The sequence below is a fragment of the Runella sp. MFBS21 genome (assembly GCF_029433105.1).
GTDB lineage: Bacteria > Bacteroidota > Bacteroidia > Cytophagales > Spirosomataceae > Runella.
Genome location: NZ_JARNTW010000009.1, coordinates 190605 through 215976 on the forward strand (window position 1 = coordinate 190605; position 25372 = coordinate 215976).

General features: G+C 41.4%; 16 protein-coding genes. 10 read left to right on the forward strand and 6 right to left on the reverse strand.

The window, feature by feature from the left end:
- The first annotated feature begins 41 nt into the window (after nt 1–41).
- Nucleotides 42–1187 (forward strand): hypothetical protein, encoded by a 1146-nt coding sequence (locus tag P1X15_RS18530; RefSeq protein ID WP_277339623.1) that lies wholly within the window; start codon nt 42–44, stop codon nt 1185–1187.
- A gap of 211 nt (nt 1188–1398) precedes the next feature.
- Here the strand turns inward: P1X15_RS18530 and P1X15_RS18535 are convergent, their stop codons facing one another.
- Both P1X15_RS18535 and P1X15_RS18540 read right to left on the reverse strand, forming a co-directional pair.
- A complete protein-coding gene (locus P1X15_RS18535) occupies nt 1399–2808 on the reverse strand; it encodes a TlpA family protein disulfide reductase (protein ID WP_277339624.1) in 1410 nt (469 codons plus the stop codon).
- Between the two features lie 71 nt (nt 2809–2879).
- Nucleotides 2880–4313, reverse strand: coding sequence for a TlpA family protein disulfide reductase (locus P1X15_RS18540; RefSeq protein ID WP_277339625.1), 1434 nt, complete (start codon nt 4311–4313; stop codon nt 2880–2882).
- 121 nt (nt 4314–4434) lie between these two features.
- Between P1X15_RS18540 and P1X15_RS18545 the strand changes: the two genes are divergently transcribed.
- Nucleotides 4435–5199 (forward strand): YdcF family protein, encoded by a 765-nt coding sequence (locus P1X15_RS18545; protein WP_277339626.1) that lies wholly within the window; start codon nt 4435–4437, stop codon nt 5197–5199.
- 42 nt (nt 5200–5241) lie between these two features.
- Here P1X15_RS18545 and pfkA read toward each other — a convergent pair whose 3' ends face one another.
- Entirely contained in the window at nt 5242–6216 is a 975-nt protein-coding gene (gene pfkA / locus P1X15_RS18550) for a 6-phosphofructokinase (RefSeq protein WP_277339677.1), read from the reverse strand.
- Between the two features lie 196 nt (nt 6217–6412).
- Here pfkA and P1X15_RS18555 point away from each other — a divergent pair, with 196 nt between their 5' ends.
- Entirely contained in the window at nt 6413–8089 is a 1677-nt protein-coding gene (locus P1X15_RS18555) for a hypothetical protein (RefSeq protein WP_277339627.1), read from the forward strand.
- Between the two features lie 111 nt (nt 8090–8200).
- A complete protein-coding gene (locus tag P1X15_RS18560; RefSeq protein ID WP_277339628.1) occupies nt 8201–10687 on the forward strand; it encodes a YfhO family protein in 2487 nt (828 codons plus the stop codon).
- 120 nt (nt 10688–10807) lie between these two features.
- Here the strand turns inward: P1X15_RS18560 and P1X15_RS18565 are convergent, their stop codons facing one another.
- Nucleotides 10808–11677 (reverse strand): AraC family transcriptional regulator, encoded by an 870-nt coding sequence (locus P1X15_RS18565; protein WP_277339629.1) that lies wholly within the window; start codon nt 11675–11677, stop codon nt 10808–10810.
- Between the two features lie 288 nt (nt 11678–11965).
- Here P1X15_RS18565 and P1X15_RS18570 point away from each other — a divergent pair, with 288 nt between their 5' ends.
- Genes P1X15_RS18570 through P1X15_RS18595 form a run of 6 tightly spaced genes read left to right on the forward strand, consistent with a single transcriptional unit; the run spans nt 11966 to nt 20821 of the window.
- Nucleotides 11966–14980: a TonB-dependent receptor gene (locus tag P1X15_RS18570; protein WP_277339630.1), complete on the forward strand. Its 3015-nt coding sequence runs from the start codon at nt 11966–11968 to the stop codon at nt 14978–14980.
- A 26-nt stretch (nt 14981–15006) separates the two neighbouring features.
- Nucleotides 15007–16668, forward strand: a complete 1662-nt coding sequence (locus P1X15_RS18575; protein ID WP_277339631.1) for a RagB/SusD family nutrient uptake outer membrane protein — start codon at nt 15007–15009, stop codon at nt 16666–16668.
- A gap of 12 nt (nt 16669–16680) precedes the next feature.
- Nucleotides 16681–17928, forward strand: a complete 1248-nt coding sequence (locus P1X15_RS18580; RefSeq protein WP_277339632.1) for a sialidase family protein — start codon at nt 16681–16683, stop codon at nt 17926–17928.
- The gene (locus tag P1X15_RS18585; RefSeq protein WP_277339633.1) at nt 17928–18995 is read left to right on the forward strand and encodes a bile acid:sodium symporter family protein; all 1068 of its coding nucleotides are present in this window, start codon (nt 17928–17930) and stop codon (nt 18993–18995) included. The genes P1X15_RS18580 and P1X15_RS18585 overlap by 1 nt, the downstream gene beginning before the upstream one ends.
- A 9-nt stretch (nt 18996–19004) precedes the next feature.
- Nucleotides 19005–20099, forward strand: a complete 1095-nt coding sequence (locus tag P1X15_RS18590) for a phosphotransferase family protein (protein WP_277339634.1) — start codon at nt 19005–19007, stop codon at nt 20097–20099.
- Complete coding sequence (locus tag P1X15_RS18595; RefSeq protein WP_277339635.1) at nt 20096–20821, forward strand: HpcH/HpaI aldolase/citrate lyase family protein; 726 nt, start codon at nt 20096–20098, stop codon at nt 20819–20821. Before P1X15_RS18590 ends, P1X15_RS18595 begins: the two co-directional genes overlap by 4 nt.
- Nucleotides 20822–21127: 306 nt before the next feature.
- Here P1X15_RS18595 and P1X15_RS18600 read toward each other — a convergent pair whose 3' ends face one another.
- Together P1X15_RS18600 and P1X15_RS18605 are read right to left on the reverse strand one after the other, a co-directional pair.
- Nucleotides 21128–22660: a DUF4394 domain-containing protein gene (locus P1X15_RS18600; RefSeq protein WP_277339636.1), complete on the reverse strand. Its 1533-nt coding sequence runs from the start codon at nt 22658–22660 to the stop codon at nt 21128–21130.
- 155 nt (nt 22661–22815) lie between these two features.
- Nucleotides 22816–25236 (reverse strand): exo-alpha-sialidase, encoded by a 2421-nt coding sequence (locus tag P1X15_RS18605; RefSeq protein ID WP_277339637.1) that lies wholly within the window; start codon nt 25234–25236, stop codon nt 22816–22818.
- Nucleotides 25237–25372: the final 136 nt, after the last annotated feature.

Sequence of the window (25372 nt, forward strand, 5' to 3'; positions counted from 1 at the left end):
TATTATTGTATCATATTACACTGAAATTTTACTCATTTTTTATGAAACATCCGTTTGTTCTGATTGCTTATGTTTTAATCTTTACTTTTATTGGGTGTAAGTCGGCCAAGAAAGCTTTTAAACGAGGAGACTATGAGGAGTCTGTCTTTAGAGCTGCCGAAAAACTTAGAGACAGCCCCAATAGCTCTTCATCTGCTGATATACTTAAACAAGCTTATCCTTTGGCTATTCAGCAAAATCTTGATGATGTCGCCAAATATCAAAATTCTTCTGAGCCTTTTCATTGGAAACCTGTTGTAAATGCCTACGACCGCCTCAACAAAATGTATGATGCCTTGCGGAGATGTCCTGCATGTGAGCGATTGGTCACGGTACGAAACTTCTCTAATGAAGAACGGGCTGCCCGCGACCAAGCTGCCGCCGACCGCTACGAAGCAGGAATGAAGGCCATGAGCAATAAAACTAATCGACAAATGGCCCGCGATGCTTACAATCACTTTGAGGTTTGTAATAGTTTAGTAGGAGGATTTAGGAATGTGCAGCAGCTGTTGGAGGAATCTTATGACTATGCTTCGTTTAAGGTGGTGGTAGAACAGGTGTTGGTTACCTCACGAATGTATCAGCTTAGTAATGAGTTTTTTCAGAATAAGATAAATGAATTTTTAAACACAAACCAACGTCTCAATAAATTTGTACGGTTTTATGCCCCTCAAGAGGCGTCTAGTATCAAACTCAAACCTGATCATGTGATTAAGTTAGAATTTGATGATTTTGTGGTAGGCCAAACCCTTGTACAATCGAATACTGAAGTAGTAACAAGCAAAGATTCGGTAAAAGTGGGAGAAACTACCGTGGGCGGAAAAAAAATCCCTGTTTACAACAAAGTAACGGCCAAATTGACCCGTACCCGTAAATCGGTACTTTCGTCAGGACTGTTGGACATGCAAATCATGAATTTTAATAGCAAGACAGTAGTGACGCAAGAGAAGTTTAGGGGAGATTTTAATTGGTTTTGTGAATGGGGTAATTTTAATGGTGATGAGAGGGCTCTTACAGCTGACCAAAAACGTATCTGTAATGTCCGAGAACTTAATCCTCCTCCTCCTCAGCAACTATTCATCGAATTTAGTAAACCTATCTATGATCGATTGACAAATAAGATTCGAGATTATTATAAAAACTATTAAAGACGAGTCATTCTGAATTTAGCTAATTCTTAAAAGACCTTTTGTTTACATTTGAGTAGGTACAGACTCTCAGACATAAACAGAAGGTCTTTTTATTATAAGCTGAGGTTTTTAGGGGCATCTATTTGACCACAAACCTTTGACACTTCTTAGATGCTGCCTGTTTTGCACTCACATCCTCAAAATGACAATGTTTTAGGATTGAACATTGTTATTTGGCAGAAAGGGTCTGTTCATGATAATCCAAAAAGCCTTCTAATTGCTCTACTGGAATACGGCGAGCGATAATTTTTTTGTTTTTGTCCAATACATAAATCATCGGAGTATTGTTGACGTCATAATCTTTGCGGAAGTTGATTCGGAAGCTATAGTCATAGCCGTGTACCCAACTTTGTACCCCAAAATCACGGATGTATTTTTTCCATTGTTCGGGAGCTCGTGCCACCGATGCCGCAAAGACTTGTAAATCTAAGGTAGTTTTATATTTTTCCTGCAAAGCTTTTAGGGCTGGAGTGGATTGTCGGCAATGACCGCAATCAGGGTCATAGAAAAACAAAATGACGTATTTGCTTTTTAAATCATTGAGTGAAATAGCTTTTCCAGCAGTATCGGTAAGGGAGAGAGCAGGCATTGTTTTGCCGACTAATACAGGCTTTATCGTGTTTACTTTTTCTCGGATGTTTTCGACGGTAGTGGGATCCGTAATAGGCATGAGTCCACCGAGGTAATATTTGTCGGCTAAATGCACAAAAACCGCATCTCCGCCAATGATAGTGGGGTTTTCGGCCTGATTGGTCAGGTACCAAATACAATAAGCTTGCATTTCTTTATTACCAGCCTTGAGGGCCTTTTCGATGATAAAGTCGGCTGACTGAATGAGCGAGTCGGTTTGTTGTAAAGTAAGCTCTTGCATGTAGCGGTCAATTTTGCGCTGAAGTATAGGAGTACGAACTAACCGCTCCTCCGAAAAATCAAAATTATCCCAAAAATGAGCTTTATAATAATGAAACAACCAGGCCGAATCGGGCTTGCCATCGGGGCGTTTGGGAGGAGTAGGTAATTCTACTTCGGCACCTGCCCGCATTATTTTTCCCGTAAGACTGTTGCTATTTTCTTGGGTAAATTGTTTGTAATACTCCATCAATTGACGCCGAAGGTTGTTGATTTTGGTCGTCGTCATGAGGTCCTGTCTGAATTGTAACTGTCTCTGTAGTAGGTTTATTTCAGAAGTGTATCCTGATACGTGCTGTTGATATTTATAATATAATTCGCTGTCAGGAGAACCTTTTACTTGCATATGTCCGATGACATTGGCCGTATCGGTACTAAAACTGAAGTGTTGCTCCGCACCAATGATGAGATCCATTACCCGTTTTTTGGAAGGCGAGAGAATCATATAAAGCCCTCCGGGGAGTGCTTGAGTCCCTTCAAAGACCAAGTTGCCATTGGCATCTGCTTGCGCAGTATCTTTGGTGATGTATTGGCTTGCACCAAAATAATGCGCCAAGGTAAACGCTTCTGGTTTGATGCCTTTGACATTGCCTTTGATATGATAGCCCGTTTGCCCCAAAGCTGCGAAGCTTATCCAAAAAGTCAATAGCGAAAAATAGAGTTTGTTCATGATGTAGCTTGGAGAAAAGTCTCCAAGATTTGTCTCTTTTTCAAATTTGAGAGACAAACCTCGTAAGAATGTTATTGACGACTAGCGGTTGAGGGTTTGCGTTCCATAGCTAATCGTTTTTTGTACACGTTCAAAAATGGTTCCAAATCTTCAACGCCAAGTCTACGGGCAATAATTTTTTTGTTTTTATCAAGTACATATACCGTGGGAGTAGAAAATACATCGTAATCATTGCGATATACTACCTGACGCGAAGCCACCATACCATAAGTATTGACAAGATTTTCGAGCTTGAATTCTTTGACAAATTTCCGCCATTCTTCTTCGCTGCCCTCAATAGCAATAGTCATAACTTCCACTCCTTGAGGTTTAAATTTATCATGGAATGTCTTGAGTTTGGGGGCTGATTCGCGACAGTGACCACAGGTAGGAGAATAAAAAAACACAACTTCGTATTCGGCTTTGGAACCATGAATATAATCAAGGCGGTCAGGGGCGCGGTAGCTCATTACGCCCAAGTCAGGGATGACTTTATTAACCAAAAGTGGTTTAAGCACTTTGACTCTCTCTTTGACGTTTTGGAGCGTAGAGCTATCAGAGACTGGCATGATACCCGTGAGATAATATTTTTCAGCCATGTGTACAAATACCCCGTCGGTACCTACGATTTTTGGGGTTTCGTACTGATTTGTGATAAACCAAATTGTATACGCGATGATGTCTTTTTGTTTTCCATTGATGGCTTTTGACACTACAAAATCAGCTTCTTTGACCAAAGAGTCTTCGACTTGCACCGTCAGGTCTTTGATGTATCTATCAAGTTTTTGGTGCAAAAAAGGCGTCATTAACATACGGGCGTCCGAAAAATCAAAATTGTCCCAAAAATGGCTTTTATAATAATTGAATATCCAGGCTGAGTCGATTTTGCCATTGGCTTGTTTGGGGGCTGGGGGGATTTCAGGATCGGCAGAGGCTTTGAAGAGTTTGACGGTAAATGTACCCTCGTTTTGCTTCATGAAATTGTCATAAAAAGTTTTGCGTTTGTCTTGAAGGTCTTTAAAACGCTGGTTTGTTTCGGGAATTTTTTGCGCTTTTAGTTGCTGGTATTCATCTTCCGTTTTTTTCATAAACTGCTGAAATTCATAGAAAATTTCATTGTCTCGGCTGCCCGTTACTTTGGTTTTGCCAATGATATCGGTAGTATCGGCAGAAAAACTAAAGTTTTGATCTTCCGTAATTAAGACCCGCAGCAGGGTTTTGCGGTCGGGTAATACAATTTCATAAATTCCTTGCGATAGAGGTTTATTGCCTTCAAATACAAATCGTCCGTTGGCGTCGGCTTGGGCGGTATCTTTAGCATAAATTTGGGTAGCATAATAATTGGCAAGGAAACAATTTCCACCACTAAGCCCTTTGATTTGTCCTTCGATGCGATAACCTGCTTGTGCAACTGCATCCGTATAGATAGCGACAATGAAGAAGAAAAGAAGAAATTTTAATTTCATCGTGTATTTAGTTTTACTCAACCCAAAATTAGAAGATTTATTTTTAGTCATTTAAACGAAAATTTTACGTTTTTAGCGTTCCGATTGAACCTTAATCAACTTTAGTTATCAAACACTTTCTATGTTTTTTATATTATCTAAGACCTTTGACGTGCTGATGATGCCGTTGACTATGGTATTTATGGCGATAATCTATGCGCTTATTACCAAAAACCGTGCCCGAAGTCGTAAGATAATCATAGGTGCTTTGATAGGGCTTTATTTAATGAGTAATGATGTATTGGTAAATGGTCTTTTAAAACGTTGGGAGCCTAAGCCTATTTTACCAGCAAAAACCTATGAAGTGGGAGTGATACTTTTGGGCGGAACGGTCAAAAAGTATGATACCTTATCACACAATCTATGGCTTGGAGAGAGTGGAGATCGGGGTATTCAAGCCTTGAATCTTTATAAATCAGGTAAGATAAAAAAGATTATCATCAGTGGGGGCGAAACTTCGCTCATTACGGGTCAGTTGCACTCTTCCGAAAACGAAGGAATACGTCACTTGCTTGTTTCTGCTGGGGTACCCGAAAGTGATATTATTCAGGAAGGAAGGTCTAAAAATACCCGCGAAAATGCGACTTTTTCAGCTCAAATTCTACAGCAGAAGTTTGGGCTAAAGCAGTGCGTCATCATCACATCGGCATTTCATATGCGGCGTGCTATTGGATGTTTTGAAAAAGCAGGATTGGAGGTAATTCCTTTTCCGGCTCACTACTTACAAACCAAATCTGAACCGTGGTTTGACCAGCTTTTTCCTTCCGAAAAGTCTCTCGCGATGTTTACGTTGGTTTGGCACGAGATGATAGGGTACGTAGTATACCGAGTAGTAGGTTATATTTAATACTTTCTAAGTCGACTGACTTAGAAAGTATTAAAAAACACACTAAGTACTCAATATTTTTACCATGCGTAGCATATCTTCGTTAATGGGTTTTGGCAATCGAATCGTATCTCTGAAAGGAGTATAAACGATTTCGTTGTTGATAAGCCCCACCATTACGTTTTTCTCACCATTCATGAGACCTTCTACTGCACCTAAACCTAGACGACTAGCCAAGATACGGTCGTAGGCGGTAGGGATTCCTCCGCGCTGAATGTGTCCAAGGGTAGTGACCCTAATGTCCATATCTACTTCCAAACGAGCCTTGATTTTATCGGCTACTTCGGCGGCGTTTCCTTCTTCGTCACCTTCGGCTACTACAATTATAGACGAAGATTTAGAGCGATTCCAGCCTTGTTTGAGGGTTTCGACTACTTCGGAGATAGGTGTTAAAACCTCGGGAACCATTACTATTTCGGCACCCCCTGCAATACCACATTGGATGGCGATATAACCTGAGTCACGGCCCATTACTTCAATAAAAAACACACGGTCGTGGGAGTCGGCGGTATCTCTGATTTTGTCGATAGCTTCGAGGGCTGTATTTACAGCGGTATCGTAGCCGATTGTATAGTCTGTTCCATAAAGGTCGTTGTCGATAGTGCCTGGAGCACCTACAGTCGGAATCCCAAATTCATCATAGAAGGTAGTGGCGCCCGTAAATGTTCCATTTCCGCCAATAGCTACTAAACCTTGGATTCCAAATTTTTGAAGTTGTTCGAACGCTTTCTGTCTGCCTTCTTTGGTCATAAATTCTTTGCTACGGGCCGACTTGAGAATGGTACCACCACGTTGAATTATATTACTGACCGAATGAGACGTCATCTGATAGATGTCACCAGCAATCATGCCATTATAACCACGGCGAATGCCAAAGACTTCGATGCCATAGTACATAGAAGTACGAACTACGGCGCGGATGCAAGCGTTCATACCGGGGGCGTCACCGCCAGAGGTAAAAACCGCAATTTTGTTGATCATAAGTTAGGTATTAAGGTGGTTTTTATTTTCATAGGGTACAGTAGAGAAACTACTGATTTCTACTTCAAACACACAAATTTATTTTCTATTTCGATGAAATACCGAATATTTTAAAATTTTCTTAAAAAAATAACCATACTTTAAAATAACACTAGGATAATAGGATAGGTGATTTGCTTCCTATATTTGCAATATGAAAATTGCTGTAAACTTACCAGTAGGTGAGAGATTTTATAATGCTATTGCTCTGACTATCAGTTTATTGGTGGTTGTTTTTTATGCCATTGTTTTGGCGATATATAGTTATAATTTCCCTTTTTATGATGATTATATCGCGGTATTGGAGGTGGTAGAAAAATGGCTTTCTTCTACTCGGGCCTCAGAAAAAATATCGGTCTTATTTGAACAACATAACGAACATCGCATTCTTTATATTCGACTTATCTCTCTTTTTGACTACTATCTACGGGGCAGTATTCACTTTACTGATTTGATATGGGTCGGAAATATCAGTTTGCTTGTTTGGTTGTATTTACTTTTCAAGAGTATTGATTTTTTTCAAAACAATCTAAAGTATTGGGTACTCATTCCGGTGGTTTTGTTAGTATTTCAGTTTCAATCTTGGGACAATACCTTCTGGAGTATGGCGTCATTGGCTAATTTTGGTATTCATGCTTGGGTAGCTTTGGCGATTTATGGGGCTGTTAGGTCGGGAAAGTGGGCTTGGTTAGGTACTGTCTTTAGTACCCTCATGGCTCTAGGAACGATAGGAAGTGGTCTTTTCTTGATACCCATTGTGTTGTCGGTTTGGGCGATTCAGAAGCGTTTTAGAGAGATTGCTTTTGGAGGTATTTTCATGGTTTTGGCGGTGTTAGGATATTTTTATGGGTATCATCAGCCGCCCAATTATCCTTCGATTGGGTATACCATAATGCACGCTCATTGGGGGCAATTGGCCTTGTTTTGGGCTGGTTTTTTGGGTTCTAATTTTTATCATCCAGCTATCCCTTTTGTAGCTCCTCTATTAGGAGGTACTGGGATTTTGTGGTTTTTGTTTTTGACTTACCAAAAATATTTTTTAAAAAAAACGTATTTATACGCTATTCTGGCATTTTTAGTGCTTACAGCGGTGGTAGTAGCACTCAATAGGTACGGAAGAGGCATAGAAGGTGCTTATCCATCGAGGTATCGCATGAATTCTTCTTTGTTTTTAGCGCTTTCGTTTCTGACGGTGGTAGATTGGGTAGCCACTCCTCTGAAAAAGTGGGTGATTGGTCTAGGTATTATTGGTACGGCGGGCCTTTATGCAATCTCTGTAGTAGTGTATCTGCCTCGTATCGAAAACAATAAAGAGCTCCGAGTTGCCGATAATTGGCTGTATCAGCATGGGTTGCCGATAGGGGGTAGTTATCGCTTAAAAGATGCCAATGACATGCTGATTAAGTCGGTAAAGGAAGGGCTTTTTTTGCCTCCAGCCTTGCCAAGCTTATTGTCTGAAAAAGAGAATTTAGCCCAGATAGAGAAGGGTATAAAAGTGAATGTTGACACGATTCTACAAAATAAGCTTGTAGAATATGATATAGATTGGCTTAAAAACGTTGATAATCAAACCGCTTTACGAGGTTGGGTGAAATTTAATCAACCTGGCGTGGTACTCAAAGAAGTGTGGGTGGTGAGTGGTAATAAAGTGGCTTATTCGACTTTATTCCAAAAACGGTACGATTTGTTTGAAAAACATCACAATGTACAATACCAAGATACGGGATTTTTAGGAGTTTTGCCTTCGGGTGTATCGCTATACTCGCCCAACCGCTGGTATTTAGTAGCTTTGGGGAGCAATGGGCAGCGTGTAATTTTGCCCCCTAAATGATTATTTTTGCCGTTATTGTGAAAATATTAAAAGATAAAAACTCTTAACAAAGTAATTTTATGACGGCGGCTTTTAAACCGCAGTTGAGCATCACCTAATCTGTAAATACCAATGAAAAAATCCTTTAATCTCAAAGCTTTATTGCCGCATTTGTTGGTGATTTTGGGCTTTGCAGTGCTTTCTTGGGGATATATGAGCCCCGTATTGAAAGGAAAAACGCTGATTCAGAATGACCCTTTGCAAGCCGCTGCGGCTTCTCATGAAGCGGCTGAGTATTATAAACAAACGGGTGAATGGACCGGCTGGACCAATAGCACTTTTGGGGGAATGCCTACGTATTTTATCTGGGGGCATCATTCAAAAGGGGCCTTGATTCCGCTCGGGACTTTCGTTAATAAATTTGGACAAGGAGGGTATATTTTCTTCTATCTTATTGGTATTTATGTTTTGTTGATGGCGCTAGAGTGTGGCTTGCTCACTAGTGTACTGGGCGCAATTGGCTTTGCCTTTTTTACATACAATATTCAAATCATTGAAGCGGGGCATATCTCTAAAGTGCATTCTTTGGGATTCGTCCCGATTATGTTGGCAGGTTTGATATGGGCTTATAAAGGTCGGATGTGGCTTGGAGCAGCGGTTTTCAGTGTGGGATTCGGTCTCAATCTATGGGCCAATCACACTCAAATTACGTACTATACGGGGCTTCTTATTGGGGTATTAGGAATTTTTGAATTGGTAAGAGCGATTCGCCAGAAACAAGCGGCTTCTTTTATAAAGGCAAGTGTACTTATTGGATTAATGGCCGTAGTGGTAGTAGCAAACGACTTGTCGGTGTTGTGGTCTACCTATGAATATAGCAAAGAAACCATCCGTGGCAAATCTGAACTTAGTCCTAAAGTAGGAGCAGGAGGCGAGAAAAAATCGAGCGGAGGGCTAGATCGCGATTATGCTTTTGGGTGGAGCAATGGCAAATTAGAATCGCTTACTCTGTTGATTCCGAACTTCGCGGGAGGAGCTTCGAATGGTGAATTAGATGAAAAATCGGAAGTATATAAAGCCCTTACCCAAAAATATAACATCCCTGGCGAAACCGCTTTTCAAGTGGCTCGTACTATGCCTTCTTACTGGGGTGATCAGCCTTTTGTAGGGGGCGGAGTGTATGCAGGTGCGATTATTTGTTTTTTGTTTGTGTTAGGGCTTTTTATTGCCGACAATCGATACAAGTACCCTTTTGCGCTGGGAGCACTGATTTTCTTGATTATTTCTTGGGGTAAAAACTTTAGTGTAGTCAACTATTTCTTGTTTGATTACTTCCCGATGTTTAATAAGTTTCGGGCGGTAAGTATGGCATTGTCACTTGTTCAACTTTGTGTAGTTGTAGTTGCGGGACTGGGACTCAAAAAAATCATCGAAGACCGACCCGATTGGAAAGTGCTACAGCGTCCATTTTTAATCAGCTTGGGGCTTACTGGCGGGGTAGCATTGCTATTCAGCTTAGTTCCGGGCGTTTTTGACTTTCGTTCTCCCAACGATGCCGCATTAGTTAATAACCTGACCCAACAGTTTGGCAATAATAGTGTCGCTGCCAATGATATTTACAATGCCTTGCTTTCTGATAGAGTGGGTATGTTGCGTAGCGATGCTTTTCGCACTTTGATATTTATTTTGCTGGGAGCGGGGCTTTTGTGGGCTTATGTTACCAACAAACTCAAAAACGGGTTGGTGGTAGTAGGAGGAATCGCCTTGTTGACTTTGGTAGATATGTGGACTGTCAACAAGCATTATCTCAATGCCGATAGCTTTCAGCCTAAATACTATAGTCACGATGATTTGTTTCAGCCGTCGGCAGTGGATCAACAGATTTTGCAAGACAAAGATCCTAATTATCGGGTGATTGATCTCACTACGAGTCCTTTCCAAGATGCGCGTATTTCTTATTTTCACAAATCACTTGGCGGATATCATGGTGCTACACTTCGCCGCTATCGTGAAGTAGTAGATGCGCATATGACCAAAAACAACATGGCTATTTTTAACATGTTGAATACGCGTTATTTTATTGTGCCTGGTCAAGACGGACAGCCTATGGTACAGCGCAATCCTGAGGCTTTGGGAAATGCCTGGTTTGTAAAAGAAGTGAAGATTGTAAATAATGCAGACGAAGAACTAAACGCATTGGAAAAATTTGACCCTCTTCAGACGGCTTTCGTAGATAAAAGATTTGCGGAACAATTACAGAATGTGAAGCCGCAGGCCGACTCAACCAATAAAATAAGATTGACCGATTACAAGCCTAATCATCTTACGTATGAGTCAGATGCGAAAACGCCGCAAATCGCTATTTTTTCGGAGATTTATTATCGGGGCGGTATCGATTGGAAAGCCTATGTTGATGGTCAAGAAACACCTCATTTCCGGGCCGATTATATCTTGAGAGGTATGGTAGTGCCTGCCGGAAAACACAAAATCGAATTTAAGTTTGATCCTCCAACCGTCAAAACAGGTCAACAAATTGACAGGATTGCAGCTATTGCTTGGGTGTTACTGTTGGTAGGTGCTGTATTTATGGAATATCGTCGTAAATCTTCCGAGTCTTAGTCAAAAAACATACATTATTTTATTCATAGAAATCGGCATCAAAGTGATTTGATGCCGATTTCTATTTTAGGTCTCTTTCTTCCTTTATAAAATATAAAATTGTCTTACAATCTATTGATTCTAAGGATGGCAGCGCCGCTTAAACTCTACAGGAGTAAAGCCCGTGATTCGTTTAAAATGACCAAAAAAATTAGAACGATTGTTGAAACCACATTCAAAACATACTGCTTCTGTAGTCACCGAACTATCTTCTACGAGCAGTCGTTGGGCATGACTGATACGGATTTCAATCAAGAAATCATGAAATGTCTTTTTAGTGACCATTTTGAAATAACGACAAAATGAGGTCACACTAAGATTGGCCACAGAGGCGATTTCTTCGAGAGTTAAGTCTTTTTTGTAGTGTGTTAAGGTATAATTATAGACTTTATTGAGACGATCAGTCTCTTCTTTATTGGGCTGATAGAGAGCGTCTTTGGTAGAAATAGGATACAATTCTTCACTTCTTGAAAGTGTTTCCAACATGGTAAGAATGAGAATCATTCGATTCAGACCAGTGGTTTTTGCGGATTTAAGCATAAGTGGAATGAGCGCTTCGCGCGTATGACCCGTAATGATTAATCCTGCTTTAGCTTTATCATACAAACTCAAAATGGCGTCTGCTTCTGATTTTTTTAAGAAATCATTTCCTACAAAATCAGGCAAAAATTGCACTACCACTGCTTCGGCGGAGATAGTGGGGTCTTGCCTGAAATATTCTTCATTGCAGCGCCACATATGAGGGAGGTTTTCGCCTAGCAGCAATAGCTCGCCCGCATTAAAATTGCTGACATTATCTCCTACAAATCGTACACCTTCACCACGCACAATATAGTGCAGTTCTAATTCGGGATGATAATGCCATACGGTACCGAAGTTGGGTAGGGTATGATGGCGTGATACGTGCGAACTTCGAATGTCTCTGGGGACTAAATAAAATTGCGGTTTCATGGAGCAATCAAGCTAAGTTTCCGAATTGTGTTAGCAAGTTTACTATAATTATATTTTACCTCAAAATACCACAAAAAAACCTGCTTTGTGCTAATAAGGATATTTTTTTGGTAATTATTGCGATTAGAGGTCATAAAAACGCACAATTAGGAATATGATAAAATTCCATTGAAAAGTGATATGATAATTTTAAGGACATAGTGGATAATTAATTGGACGGTGCTTAATGAGCTTTGGCTGAAATTTGCAACCACATCTGATTCTAGTTGTTCAAATCCAAACGAAGCTATGTTAAACCCTTTACAATCAAGAGTATTGCTTAAACCAACGCTAAGGATATGCACCTTATCGTTGCTTCTTCTCTGTTCTTTTATGGCTTCTGCTTCCGACCGCCTATTGCGCGGAACTGTACGAGATGCAGAAAACAATGCCGCTTTACCGGGTGTCAATCTTATCATCAAGGGTACACAACGGGGAGTTATTTCGGACGTCAATGGCAAGTATGAACTTCGTATTTCTGAGCAAGACGCTCAGTTGGTGGTGAGTTTTGTAGGCTATCTCACCCAAACCATTGAGATTGGTTCTAAGACAGAAATAGACATCAATCTGAAAGTGGATCAGAAAGCCTTAGACGAAGTGGTAGTGGTGGGCTATGGTACCCAATCGAAGCGTTTTGTGACGGGGGCTGTTACGAAGGTAGAAATGAAGCAAACCGAAAACTTGCCTAATACCAATGTAACCCAAGCTTTGCGCGGAAGAGTAGCGGGAGTACAGTTTACAGACAACGGCCGCCCAGGGCAGGGAGGCTCTATTTTGGTGCGTGGACCTCGGTCGTTGAGTGGGGGAAATAATCCGCTTATCGTATTAGACGGTATCTTTTTTAACGGAAATTTGGCTGACATCAACCCCACAGATATCGAATCTATGGAAGTGTTGAAAGATGCTAGTGCAGCGGCTATTTATGGTTCACGGGCGGCAAATGGGGTAATTTTGATTACTTCAAAGAAGGGCACAACCGAAAAACCTACTATTCGTTTTAATATGTTTAGTGGGGTTTCTGATTTTAGTTATAAAGTAAAACTTCTAACGCCAGAAAGATACCTTCAAAAGATATTAGATTATCGTCAAGCTGCGGGACTGACCCACGATCCAGCCCAAATCAAATCGTATTTGCAACCTTCTGAATTAGTAAATTACGAAAAAGGACAAACAATTGACCCATGGGATTTGGTATCTCAAAATGCAAAAATAAACTCTTACGATTTGAATATATCAGGCCGTACAAGTAATACCAACTATTATGTGTCGGCTTCATTAACAAACGAAAAAGGGTTGATGTTCAATGATAATCAGAAACGTTTATCATTCAGAACTAATATTGAAAATAACTTAACAAAATGGCTGACTATTGGGATGAATGCAACGTATGTGCGTCGTGATCTTTCAGGAAGAGAAGCTGATTCTCCGTATAGTGTCAGCCCTTATGGCACTCCTTTTTACGAAGACGGTGAGCCCACACAGTGGCTAGTGCCTGAAGACCAAATTTCTGGTAACCCTGTACGTAGTGCGCTCTTGACTACAAACGAAGAAATTTCTAACAACCTCTTTGCAAATTTTTATGTACTCTTTAGTATTCCCCAAGTGGATGGATTGACGTACCGAATTAATTATTCACCTAATTATAGATGGCAACATAATTATAATTTCTTTAGACAAGACAAGCATTTTGCTGGAAATACTACCTCGGCAAGCAAATTTAATCGGGAAGACTCTGATTGGGTGCTTGAGAATATTCTTGCTTATAATCACCGATTTAATGAGAACCATGCACTAGATGCGACATTACTTTATGGTCGAAATCACCTAGGTTTTGAATCAACTACTGCCAATGCTTCGCAATTGTCTTCGGATGCTCTTGGTTGGAACAATTTAGGGCTGGGTGGTATTCTGACCAATACCTCGTCGGCGGCCGCTTCTGATGGTGTATCGTCGATGTTTCGTTTGAATTATAGATTCAAAGATAAATACTTGCTTACGCTCACTGCTCGTCGTGATGGAAGCTCAGTCTTTGCTGCCAACAACAAATATGCTACTTTTCCTTCAGGTGCTTTTTCTTGGATTCTTTCAGAAGAAAAGTTCATGGAAAGTATTCCATTCATTGATATGATAAAGCTTAGAGCTTCTTACGGGGCTGTTGGTAACCAAGCTATAAGTCCTTATCAGTCACTTAGTCTCTCTGCTACTACTCGCTATGTGTTTGGAGACGGGGGAGCTTCTTCGCTAGGTGTTTATCCGTCTTCTATGGCCAATGCAGATTTGAAATGGGAAACTACCTACACCTCTAATGTAGCCGTTGATTTCGAGCTTTTTAAAGGACGATTGGGTGGTACCTTCGAGCTTTATAACATGAATACAAAGAATTTGCTTATGGAGCGCTCTTTACCTACAATGACTGGATATAATTCTGTTTGGACAAACTTGGGAGCTACCAACAACAGAGGCTTAGAAATTAGTCTCAATTCTACCAACTTCCGCAAAGGAAAATTTGAATGGAATACTAATGTAGTATTTTCTACCAACAAAAATAAGATTGTACACTTATATCAGTCAGATACCAATGGAGATGGTTTAGAAGATGATGACCTTGGCAATAAATGGTTTATTGGACAGCCTGTCAATGTGGCTTATGATTATGTCTTTGACGGCATTTATCAAGAAGGAGACCAAATTCCGTCTGGTTTTAAACCTGGCTATGTGAAGCTAAAAGATCTGAATGGTGATGGTAGAATAACAGCTGCTGATGACCGCACAATCATAGGACAAATGGGACAACCAAAGGTTCGGTGGGGAATCACCAATACATTTAATTATCATAACTTTTCTCTTTCGGTATTTGTCAATGCGATGCAAGGATGGATTGCTACACTCAACGAACTTGACATAGAATATTTTTTGTCAGGCTCAGGAAATTATCCTAATCGCCCCGTAAATCGTTTGGATGCTGGATGGTGGACTCCACAAAATAAATCTAATACCCGCCCTTCACTAGGCTATCCTAATCCATTTTTACACAACTATTATCTAAGTCGAAATTTTATACGAATTCAAGATGTGTCTTTGACGTATAATGTTCCGAAGTCGATTTTAAATAAAATAAAACTGGCCAATGCTAGAGTTTTTGCTAGTGGAAAAAACCTAGCCACGTTTACAGATTGGTTGGGTACAGATCCTGAAAGTGGTGGTACAGCCAGAGGGTTTCCTGTGCCTAGAAGCTGGACGCTTGGATTGAATGTTGGATTTTAATAGCTCTCAATAAAATGGAAGATAACATGAAAATTTTTTTGAATAGTCGGTGGAAAACACCTAGATTCTCTCTCTTTATCCTCTTCTTGGTAGGGCTTTCCCTCACTGCCTGTGAAGATAATTTCTTAAATGAAAAACCCTTAGCTTCGTTAAATTCGGAGATTGTGTTGACTTCAAAGGCAGGGTTTGAGACTTATATCACCGCATTGCATATGTCTGCTCGGGAAGAACTTGGGAAGTTTGATTCTTTTGGATGGTATATTAATCAACAAATGGGTACAGACATCGCCTGTAGTGGTGAGAATGCGGCTGCTAATTTTCGTAATTATGACACTTACCTCACACCCGCCACTTTGTGTGTACAACGATACTGGGATTGGGCTTATTCGGATATGCTCTTGAAAGCCAATACGATTATTGTCTATGCCAACAAACCTGAGTTAAGTAAAATTTGGACCAATGAGGCAGAAAAAAACGCTATTATAGCTGAAGCATGTTTTTTTAGAGCCTATACTCACAATTTTTTAGCAAATCTCTATGGTGGTGTACCTATTGTGGATACAATTTATTCGGGTCCTAAAACCGATTTTGTTAGAAATACTCGCACTGAAGTATATGAGTCGGCTAAAAAAGATTTGGAATTTGCTTCTAAGTGGCTACCAGCTACAGTCGCTAAAGCAAACGAAGGACGTGTAGTGAAAGCTGCTGCTGACCATTTACTCTCGGAGGTTTACATTAGTTTAAAAGAATATGACAAATCCATAACTAGTGCTTCGGAAGTAATTAACTCTGGACTTTATCAGCTAATGACAACGCGGTTTGGCACCGAAAAAGACTTGCCTGGAGATGTATATTCGGATTTGTTTAAAGACGGTAATCAAAATCGTAGCTCTGGAAATTTGGAGTCCATTTTTAACTGGCAATTTGAAGACCAAACCCCAGGAGGGCAGGGAGGAAATAGTGGCAACTACTTACTCAGGGCTTGGGCTCCTTTTTATATTAATGTGAGAGATCCTGACGGTAAGCCTGGTATGATCATCGTCGATAGTTTAGGCCGTGGTGTAGGCTGGGTAAGACCTACGAGTTACTTCTTATACGACTTATGGGCTAACAATTGGTCAAATGATATTCGTAATTCTAGGCATAATATTCGTCGTGACCATTATTATACAAATCCTGCGTCGGCTTATTTCCGCAAGATGGTAGAGAAAAGTCATTATGCCAAACTTGATACCTTCCAGATGCTTTATCCAACACTTAGAAAAGTAGAGGGGAAAGTTGGAAAGTCAGGAAATAATACTACTGGACGGACTTTTAAAGATTTTATGGTCTTTCGTTTAGCCGAGACGTATCTCCTTCGTGCTGAGGCATATATGTACAAAGGGGACTTGGTAAAAGCAGCCGCCGATATTAATAAAGTAAGAGAACGGGCTCAAGCTAAGCCAGTAGTCCCTGCCCAAGTTGATTTAGATTATATTTTAGATGAACGCGCCCGAGAACTGATTACAGAAGAGCCTCGTCACAGGACATTGGTAAGAACTGGGAAATTGGTCGAAAGAGTACGAAAGTACAATCTACGAGCTGATACTAGAGCTACTATTCAAGAAAAACACGCTTTTTGGCCTATTCCACAAAGTGCTATCGACGCCAACTTCAGCAAAAAATTAGAACAAAATCCAGGTTATTAGTAATGACGAATCATGATGATTAAGAATGACAAATTTTCGCAAAAAAAATATGGAGCATGGGTAGCCTTACTCATTGCGCTATGGTTTGGAAGGCCAATCGTAGCCCAAGAAATAGCCACTGTAGATGCTGCATTAATACCCCCCAAAATAAATACATCACCCCTGCCAATTTATGATTATGATAAGTTGGATTATGGAATGACTATTGGCGTCGAACGCACTCCTAAAGGACGTATATGGGCATGTTGGGTTGGTGGAGGAGACAATGATGATGCTTTTTTTGTTCTCAATACTAGCGATGACGACGGTCAAACATGGTCTAAACCAAAAATGGTAATTGACCCTCACAATCCTTCTCTGAAGGAAAAACGACGAACGGTCGTGGGGTGTTTATGGCTAGATCCTGATGGGAAACTATGGCTATTTTTTGACCAATCTATGACTATGTTTGATGGTCGGGATGGAAATTGGTATACTGTATGTGAAAATCCCGATGCCTCTAATCCTGTATGGTCTGCCCCTGTAAGAATTTCGGATGGATGTACTTTGAATAAACCTATCGTTTTGAGAGATGGCACTTGGCTATTGCCAGTATCGTTGTGGGATCGGACAAAAATTAAGGAGACTTATAAAGACGCTTTTCATGAGCTAGACTCTTTACGTATGGCCAATGTGTTTGCATCTAATGATCAAGGAAAAACATGGACTCGTCGGGGGGGAGTTCGTTATCCTCAACCTCAATTTGATGAACACCACATTATAGAACGTAAAGATGGCACATTGTGGATGACAGCACGAACAGGTAACGGGATGTGGGAAAGTGTGTCAACAGATAAGGGAAAAACGTGGTCAGAACCCCAAAAATACCTGGAACATATTGGTTCTAGGCATTTTATGCGACGTTTACAATCAGGCCGGATTTTGATGATACGACATGGGGCTATTGATGAAAAGACCAAGTTTCGTTCGAAGCTCACCGCTTATTTGTCAGAAGATGATGGAAAAACATGGATAGGAGGGTTGATGTTAGATGAGCGTCGAGGTATTTCATATCCAGATGGTTTTCAAGCCCCCGACGGCACCATTTATATTTCTTATGACCGTAATCGGGATTTCGATGGGGAAATATTGATGGCACGTTTTACCGAAAAAGACATTCTCGAAGGTCGATTTGGTGGGCGTAAGTCAAAAGCAAAAATAGTAATAAGCAGGCCTTTAGGGTTAGATAAATTAGTTGCTCCTTCCGAAATAGCTAAATAATGAATATATACAAATTTTCGGCAATAGGAGCGGGTATTTGCCTGTTTTGTACCCTTATCATGACTTTTCTATACGATAGCACTTCGGCTAGTCCTGCCCTTATTGCCTTCTTTTGCTTTCTCGCTTTTAGTTTCAGAGGCTATGAAGCACTAAAAAGCTACACCTATACGGTAATGATTTTGGGGGCGGTTACTATGGCTTTATACTATCCGCACTATTTTCGGGAGTGGGGTGATTTTAAGCTAACGAGTCTCATCACTCCCCTTATCCAGCTCATTATGTTTGGCATGGGAACGTCTATGAGCCTGCAAGATTTTGTTGGGGTAATCAAGATGCCTAAAGGGGTGTTGATTGGGGTCACAAGTCATTTCATTATTATGCCTTTGTTGGGTTTTACTCTCGCGCGATTGAGCCCTTTAGAACCCGAAATTGCGGCGGGTATCATCCTGATTGGCTGTTCGCCCAATGGTATGGCTTCTAATGTTATCTCTTATTTGGCCAAAGCCAATTTGGCTCTTTCAGTGACAATTACAGCGATTTCTACCTTACTATCTCCCTTTGTTACACCCGTATTGATGAATACTTTGGCAGGGGCTTTTGTCGAAATAGATGTATGGCATATGATGTGGGATATCATGAAAATGGTCATTTTGCCGATTGGTGCGGGGTTACTTTTCAATCGATTGTTTAGTGGCAAAATCCAATGGCTCGACGATGCTATGCCGCTTATCTCCATGTTTGGGATTGGTTTTTCGATTGTGGTCATTACCGCTGCGGGACGCGACAATCTGGTGAGTATTGGACCTATTTTATTGTTGTTGGTGCTGATTCACAATTTGACCGGCTATTTTCTTGGGTATTGGTCGGCTCGTTTATGTAAAATGAACGAACGCGATTGCCGTACCATTGCTATCGAAGTTGGAATGCAAAATGGCGGTTTGGCTTCGGGTATTGCTAAAGAAATGGGTAAAATAGCAACAGTAGGATTAGCGCCGGCCATTTTCGGACCATTGATGAACGTAACGGGGTCGCTATTGGCATCATGGTGGCACAAAAGAACTTCCTAATTCACGAGCATGACAAACCGACAGAGTATTTATTACTGGAAATGTGACCGTCCTTCTGCTTTTTTTGCATTGGAAGAGCGCGAAGATATTTTGGAAACAGCCGAAATAGAAACCTTATTACATCCTGTTTTAGCGAATTATTTTGGAAGTGAAAACGTACGTCTCCGTTCAGGTAATGGGCAAGGGAATCACTTGACATACGTGGCTGAATACAATGGTATACAACGATTTATTCGTATTGAAAATGGCCCCGAAGGCGATGATTTTATGGAAATTGAAGCACGTGTTTTGACAGAAATAAAATCCCTTGGTGTGCCTGCTCCTGTTGTGTATGCGGTAGATGCTACTCGTCACCATGTCCCTTTTGCATATCAAGTATTGGAATATTTACCCTATCCTGATTTAAACAAAATCCATAAAGCAGGTGAACTGAATCTTTTGGCGGTTGCCCAAAAAATCGGAGAGAATATAGCCCAATGGCAAGCTGTCGAATTAGAGGGTTTTGGGCCGTTTGACCCTATTGTATTGAGGAAAACAGGAAAACTCAAAGGTCTGCATCCTACTTACCGCGATTATTTCTTTTTGAATTGGAAAAAGCACCTAGATTTTTTAGTAGTACGCAAGTTTTTAAAAGCCTCCGAGTCGAACGAGATAGAGCAGCTAGTGCTTCAATATGAACAATTTCTCAGGGTACCACAGGGGTGTTTAGTACACAAAGACTTGGCCTTGTGGAATATCTTAGGAGAGCCTAATGAGATAAAAGCGTTTATTGATTGGGATGATACCGTTTCGGGCGATATCACCGACGATTTGTCGTTGTTGGCGTGTTTTCATACCGGAATAGTGGTTGTAGAGGCTATGAAGGGTTATGAGTCTATTAAGCCTTTACCACCTGATTTTTTGCCCCGCTTTTGGTTGCATTTACTTCGTAATATGGTGGTAAAAGCCGTGATTAGAGTAGGTGCTAACTATTTTGATAGAAAGTCAGACTTTTTTCTGATTGGGTCTGATTCAGACGGGGCTGCTTTGAAAACGTTTACACTACAACGTATCAAAATGGCGTGTCTTGGTTTACAAAACAAAATTCAAATCAAAGACTTATGAGTGATTCAAATGCAAAACTATTGAGTCTTGGTACTTGGTTGTCAATTGGTTCGCCCGTGATTGCAGAGCTGGCTTCAGAGTGTGGTTTTGATTGGTTGTTATTCGATTTAGAGCATGGTTGTATCACTGACGCGGAAGTGCTGGCCAATCTACAAGCGGCCAAACGTGAAGGTACTAAACTCATCGTGCGAGTAGGGAAACTAGATACGGCGTTGATTGCTAAGTTGTTGGATTGGGGTGCTTCGGGTATTATGCTACCTCATGTTTCTACTCCTGAGCAAGCCGAGGCTTGTGTCAATGCCATGAATTACCCACCTTTAGGACATCGAGGTTATTCAAGTTCGGCGCGTGTTTTTAAATATGGCCTTGATGTTCGAACTACTTTCGCTCCCTTGTTTTTATGCCAAATTGAAGATTACGAAGGGGTAACAAACGTTGAACACATCGCGGCTGTGAAGGGGGTTGATGTATTATTTGTGGGGCCTGCCGATTTGAAATTAGACCTTTCGACCCGGCATCCTCACCAAACTATGCCCTATGAAGAAGCTCTCAAGAAGGTAAGTAGCGCAGCTGATTTCCACCAAAAGCAAGCGGGAATTTTAATCCGCAATTTCTCCGATATTACGGTGCTGAAGCAAATGGGTTTTTCGTGTCTGGCTTTAGGGTCTGATTTAGGCTTGCTTAGAGAGGGTTTTATAGCTATAAAATCTAAGTTTTTATAAGAGGATTTTATTTATAAAATACGAGAGTTAGCCCAGATTGAGGTGATTCATAAAAAACCCTTCTGTTTGGTGTTTACTCAAACAGAAGGGTTTTTTATGCTTATTATTTGTTTTTTGTAGGCTATTAGCCACAAACCTTGTGCCTCTCCGAGGCAGAATATGAGAATGTTGTTGGAGAAGCTCAACCTTTGTAGCATAAGATTTTGATTTTTACACAAACTTATTACAAATCTTAAGCTTCTCTCTGGCATCTGTTATAGGCTAGCTATGCTCTACAATCTGTGGAATGACATATTAGTTTTATGTTTAAAAACCCAGACCTACCGTCATACCGTTAATCGTGGGATTGCCAGGAAGGGTGGCACCACCGGTAGCAGCACCCGTCGAAAGATTGATGGTATATACTCGAGTAGTACCACCAGAACGCAACAAGGCATAAGCGGTGCCGCTCGCTCCCCCAATATCAAATCCATTGGCGCTTTCGACCGTAATGCCTAACGAGCCTATTGCTACTAAAGTACCATTATTGGGTGGGTTTTGCATATATAGCATCGCATTGCTACCCGTTGGAGTTTCGATGTCATACAGAGTAGTAGTAGCTGTACCAGCAAAATTGTTGGTGTAAGCTGCTGCCGAAACCACGGCGGCTCCTGGGTTTAGATTGGGGTCGGTAGTAGTTACAGCACCCGTTACAGGACTTACACGTAAGTTTTGTTGAGCATTGCTTACTACTCTAATCAAGTCAGGAACGGGGTTGAAGTCAAACCCAAAATTGGTACCTGAAAGAGCGGGCGAAAAAGGTCCACTACCGAGTGCTGTAGCGGTGGCAGTAGTATTGTTGTTGACATTGATAGTATAGATTCGGCTCGTGCTTCCCAAAGCATACAATTGACCATTGACAGGCCGCATATCAATTCCTAAGAGGGTTTCGCTAGGTTGTAGCCCCATGATAGTCTTGGTAGTAAGAACTGGATTCATCGGGTTGAAAATATGCAAATTGTTGGAAGCATCGATGGCATACGCTACAGGTTCAGTAGGAATCGCTATGCCTATGATATTGCCAGAGAGTGTCCCTAATTTTTGAAGACGGCCTGTGTTTAAATCAATTTGATTCAACTCGGATTGACCAAATACCGTAACGGCTGCAATGGCATTTCCGTCGGGAGCAATGTCAAAGCCTCCAGCGGCAGTAATATCTAATCCTAGTGGACCGACATCTACCAATCCGCCATTGTTGGGCGGGTCTTGTTTGTAAAGACGGTCGGTGGCGGGGTCAATGTCATACAGCGTGGTAGTGGTCACTCCGGCGCGGTTGTTGGTATAGGCAACGGCTGTGATTGTGGCACCCGCAACGCCGTTGATGTTCCCGTCGGGGGCTACTACGGCGCCAGTTTCAGGGTGTAAGCGTAAGTTTTGGCCCGTATTGGTTACCAATCTAATTCTATCTACAGTAGGGTTGAAATCCAATGCCACCATTGTGCCATTGAGTGCTGGCGAAAAAGGGTTGCCAATGGCTCTTGCAGCACCAGTCATGGGATTGATGACATAAATGCGACTAGTACTACCTACTCCATATAGCTGCCCCGTAGCAGGACGAAAATCGATGGATAGCATTTGTTCGCCTTGTTGAAGGCCACTAATACTTACGGTAGCTTGTGCGCTGCTCAAGGAGCGAAGATTATAGCTTAAAAGTTGGTTACCATCGGTCAGTGCATAAAAGTTAGCATCAGGGAGCGTGGTGGGGTCGGGTGGAAGACGGTGGTCTGTGCAAGCATAGAATGTGGATAGTACTACTAAGAGCAATAGCCCTTTTAAAGAGAGTGTTTTCGCGTAAGACATGACGTTAGTTTTTTTAAAGTGATTCGTTGTGAGATACTTAAAAACTAGACGTATGTACGGAAAACAAAAGAGTTTTGGATTTGAGCAAAAAAGAATTATTTGAAGAAAAAATAAAAAGGCATCCAGCGTGCTTACACTTTGGATGCCTTTTAGTTTTAGTAAACTTCGATACTCGAAAGTACAGGAGATGCTTTCGACGCAGTGATGTTGACCCGAATCTTTGACGCCTCAGTGGGGGTGATTTTCAAGATTCTTTTGTAGCCAATGGTAGTAGCTTGGGCTACTTTTTGCCAAGCACCATTTTTCCAGATTTCTACATTAAAGCCCTTAACACGTTGGCCAAGTTTGATGTATTCTTTGAGCGTTATGTATTTGATAGTCTGTGTTTTACCTAGATCAATTTCAATGCTGCCCGTATTGGTGTCATCGTTGGTAGCCCAGTAGGTTTCTTTGTCTCCATCGGTAAGGTTGGAAGGAGCATAATTGACAGCCTTACCCCTATACGACGAAGCGGTAGTTTTGGCTTTAAGTGCCAAATTAGTCTTAAACTCACGGTCAATCATCGCTTTCCATCCTTTCAAAGATTGAATGTCGTTTTCGTGAATAAGTCCACGACGGTCGGGGGGCACATTTAGGAGCAATGTGGAGCCTCGTCCTACCGATGTAAGATAAATATCAAAAAGATTTTCGGGGGTTCTGACTTTACTGTCTTCTTTGGCGTGATAAAACCAGCCTGGTCTGATAGACACATCTACCTCCGCCGGAATCCAGTGAGTACCATCTTCCGAACCCGTATTCAAAAGTTTTTCGATACCAGCTTTACCTGCAAACAGCGTATCGGGCGTGATGATGTTCCAGTTGGTTTCACCAGCTACACCTCTTTCATTGCCTACCCATCTTACGCCCGGCCCTGCATCGCTAAAGAAAATGACGTCAGGTTCCATTTTACGTACAATGTCGAGCGTAGCAGGCCAATCATAGTATTTTGAGCCGTCGATACGGCGCTTTTCGCGCGCGCCTCCATAATAACCGTCGCCGCCGTTGGCACCGTCAAACCACATTTCAAAAGCAGGGCCGTAGTTGGTGAAGATTTCTTTGAGCTGATTGCGATAATATTCTACATAAGCAGGCTTGCCGTATTCGGGATGATTGCGATCCCAAGGCGAAAGATAAACGCCAAATTTGAGCCCGTGGCGTTTGCAGGCTTCTGCTACTTCTTTCACGATGTCGCCCTGACCATTTTTGTAAGGGCTATTTTTGATAGAATGTTCCGTATATTGGCTCGGAAACAGACAAAATCCGTCGTGATGTTTACAAGTGAGAATCGCACCTTTAAATCCAGCCTCCTTGAGCGTCCGTATCCATTGATCTACGTCTGTTTGAGTGGGGTTAAAAATCGAAGGTTTTTCGTCGCCATATCCCCATTCCAAATCAGTAAAAGTGTTGGTAGTGAAGTGAATAAAAGCATTTTGTTCCATTTCATGCCAAGCCATTTGAGCTTTGGAGGGAAGGGCACCTACTGCTTTGGGAGGCAATACATCAGGGATTCTCAGCACAACATGTTTTACATTTTTACGTAAATCGGTATAAGTAATGTGTACCAGTCCATCGCTCGTTTGAATCACAGCAGGATAGCTAAATTCACCTTTGGCTTCGTCTTCCAAGGTATATACATCTTGCCAATCGGTACCATTTTTAGAAACCGCTACCCGAAGTTTATTGCGACCATTTGACCACTCTTTTCCTTTCTGTAAAGGATTGTAAATCAGTACTTGAAGGCCATTTTTGAGCGTAACGGCATCGGTGCCCGAATTAGGGTTGGGGAGATTGATAGTACTCAATGGTCCCCATGTTTTTCCACCGTCGTTAGACCAAGTTTGTACTACGTAGTTTTGGCGGCTACGGCATAACATCTGCAAACGGCCATCAGCATAAGTAAGAATACTGGGCTGAATCACGCCAAATTCCCCGTTGTTGATTTCGATTTTTTGCCAATTATTGCCGTTTTTATCGGTTTTTTCGAGGTGCACGTGCCAAATATTGCCCGTTACGCTTTCGGTGCTAGTGGGGTGTAATATATCGCCATTAGGGAGCTGAAAAGATTTGTTTTTGATAGGACCGAGCATTCCGTTTGGAAGTTTTTCGGGCTTAGACCACGTTTTCCCGTTGTCGTTGGAGTTTCTCACCATACCCCACCATTCGCGAGGATTAGGGCCTACTTTGTAATAAAGCATTAATTTGCCCGCTTTGGTTTTAAACAATACAGGATTCCACGTCGGGTAGCGAGTATTGGCGTCTATAATACCATCGGCCATCTGCTTAGGGGCACTCCATTTTCCATTTTTGTATTCCGAAATCCAGATACACACATCGGGTTTTCCTTCGGCAGTCCCAGCAAACCACGTAGCCATCAGGTGCTGATTGCCTAGTTCTACAATGCTAGAAGCATGGCATGAATTAAAAGGTGGGTTTTGGAAGATATGCTCTTCTTTGACCAACAGCACCGCGGGTGTTTGGGCCCAAAGAGACACATACAACCACGACAACATTAAAATAAAAAGAGGTTTAAGATTCATAATGAAATCAGGTGTACAGATGTAAAAAAGATTGAATACCAAAATCACAAGCGAGCTTCGGTAAAAGAAGGCAGGCTTGTGATTGTAGTTTACAAAAGTAGGAGGTTCAGACTATGTTTTGAAACAAAAACCAAAA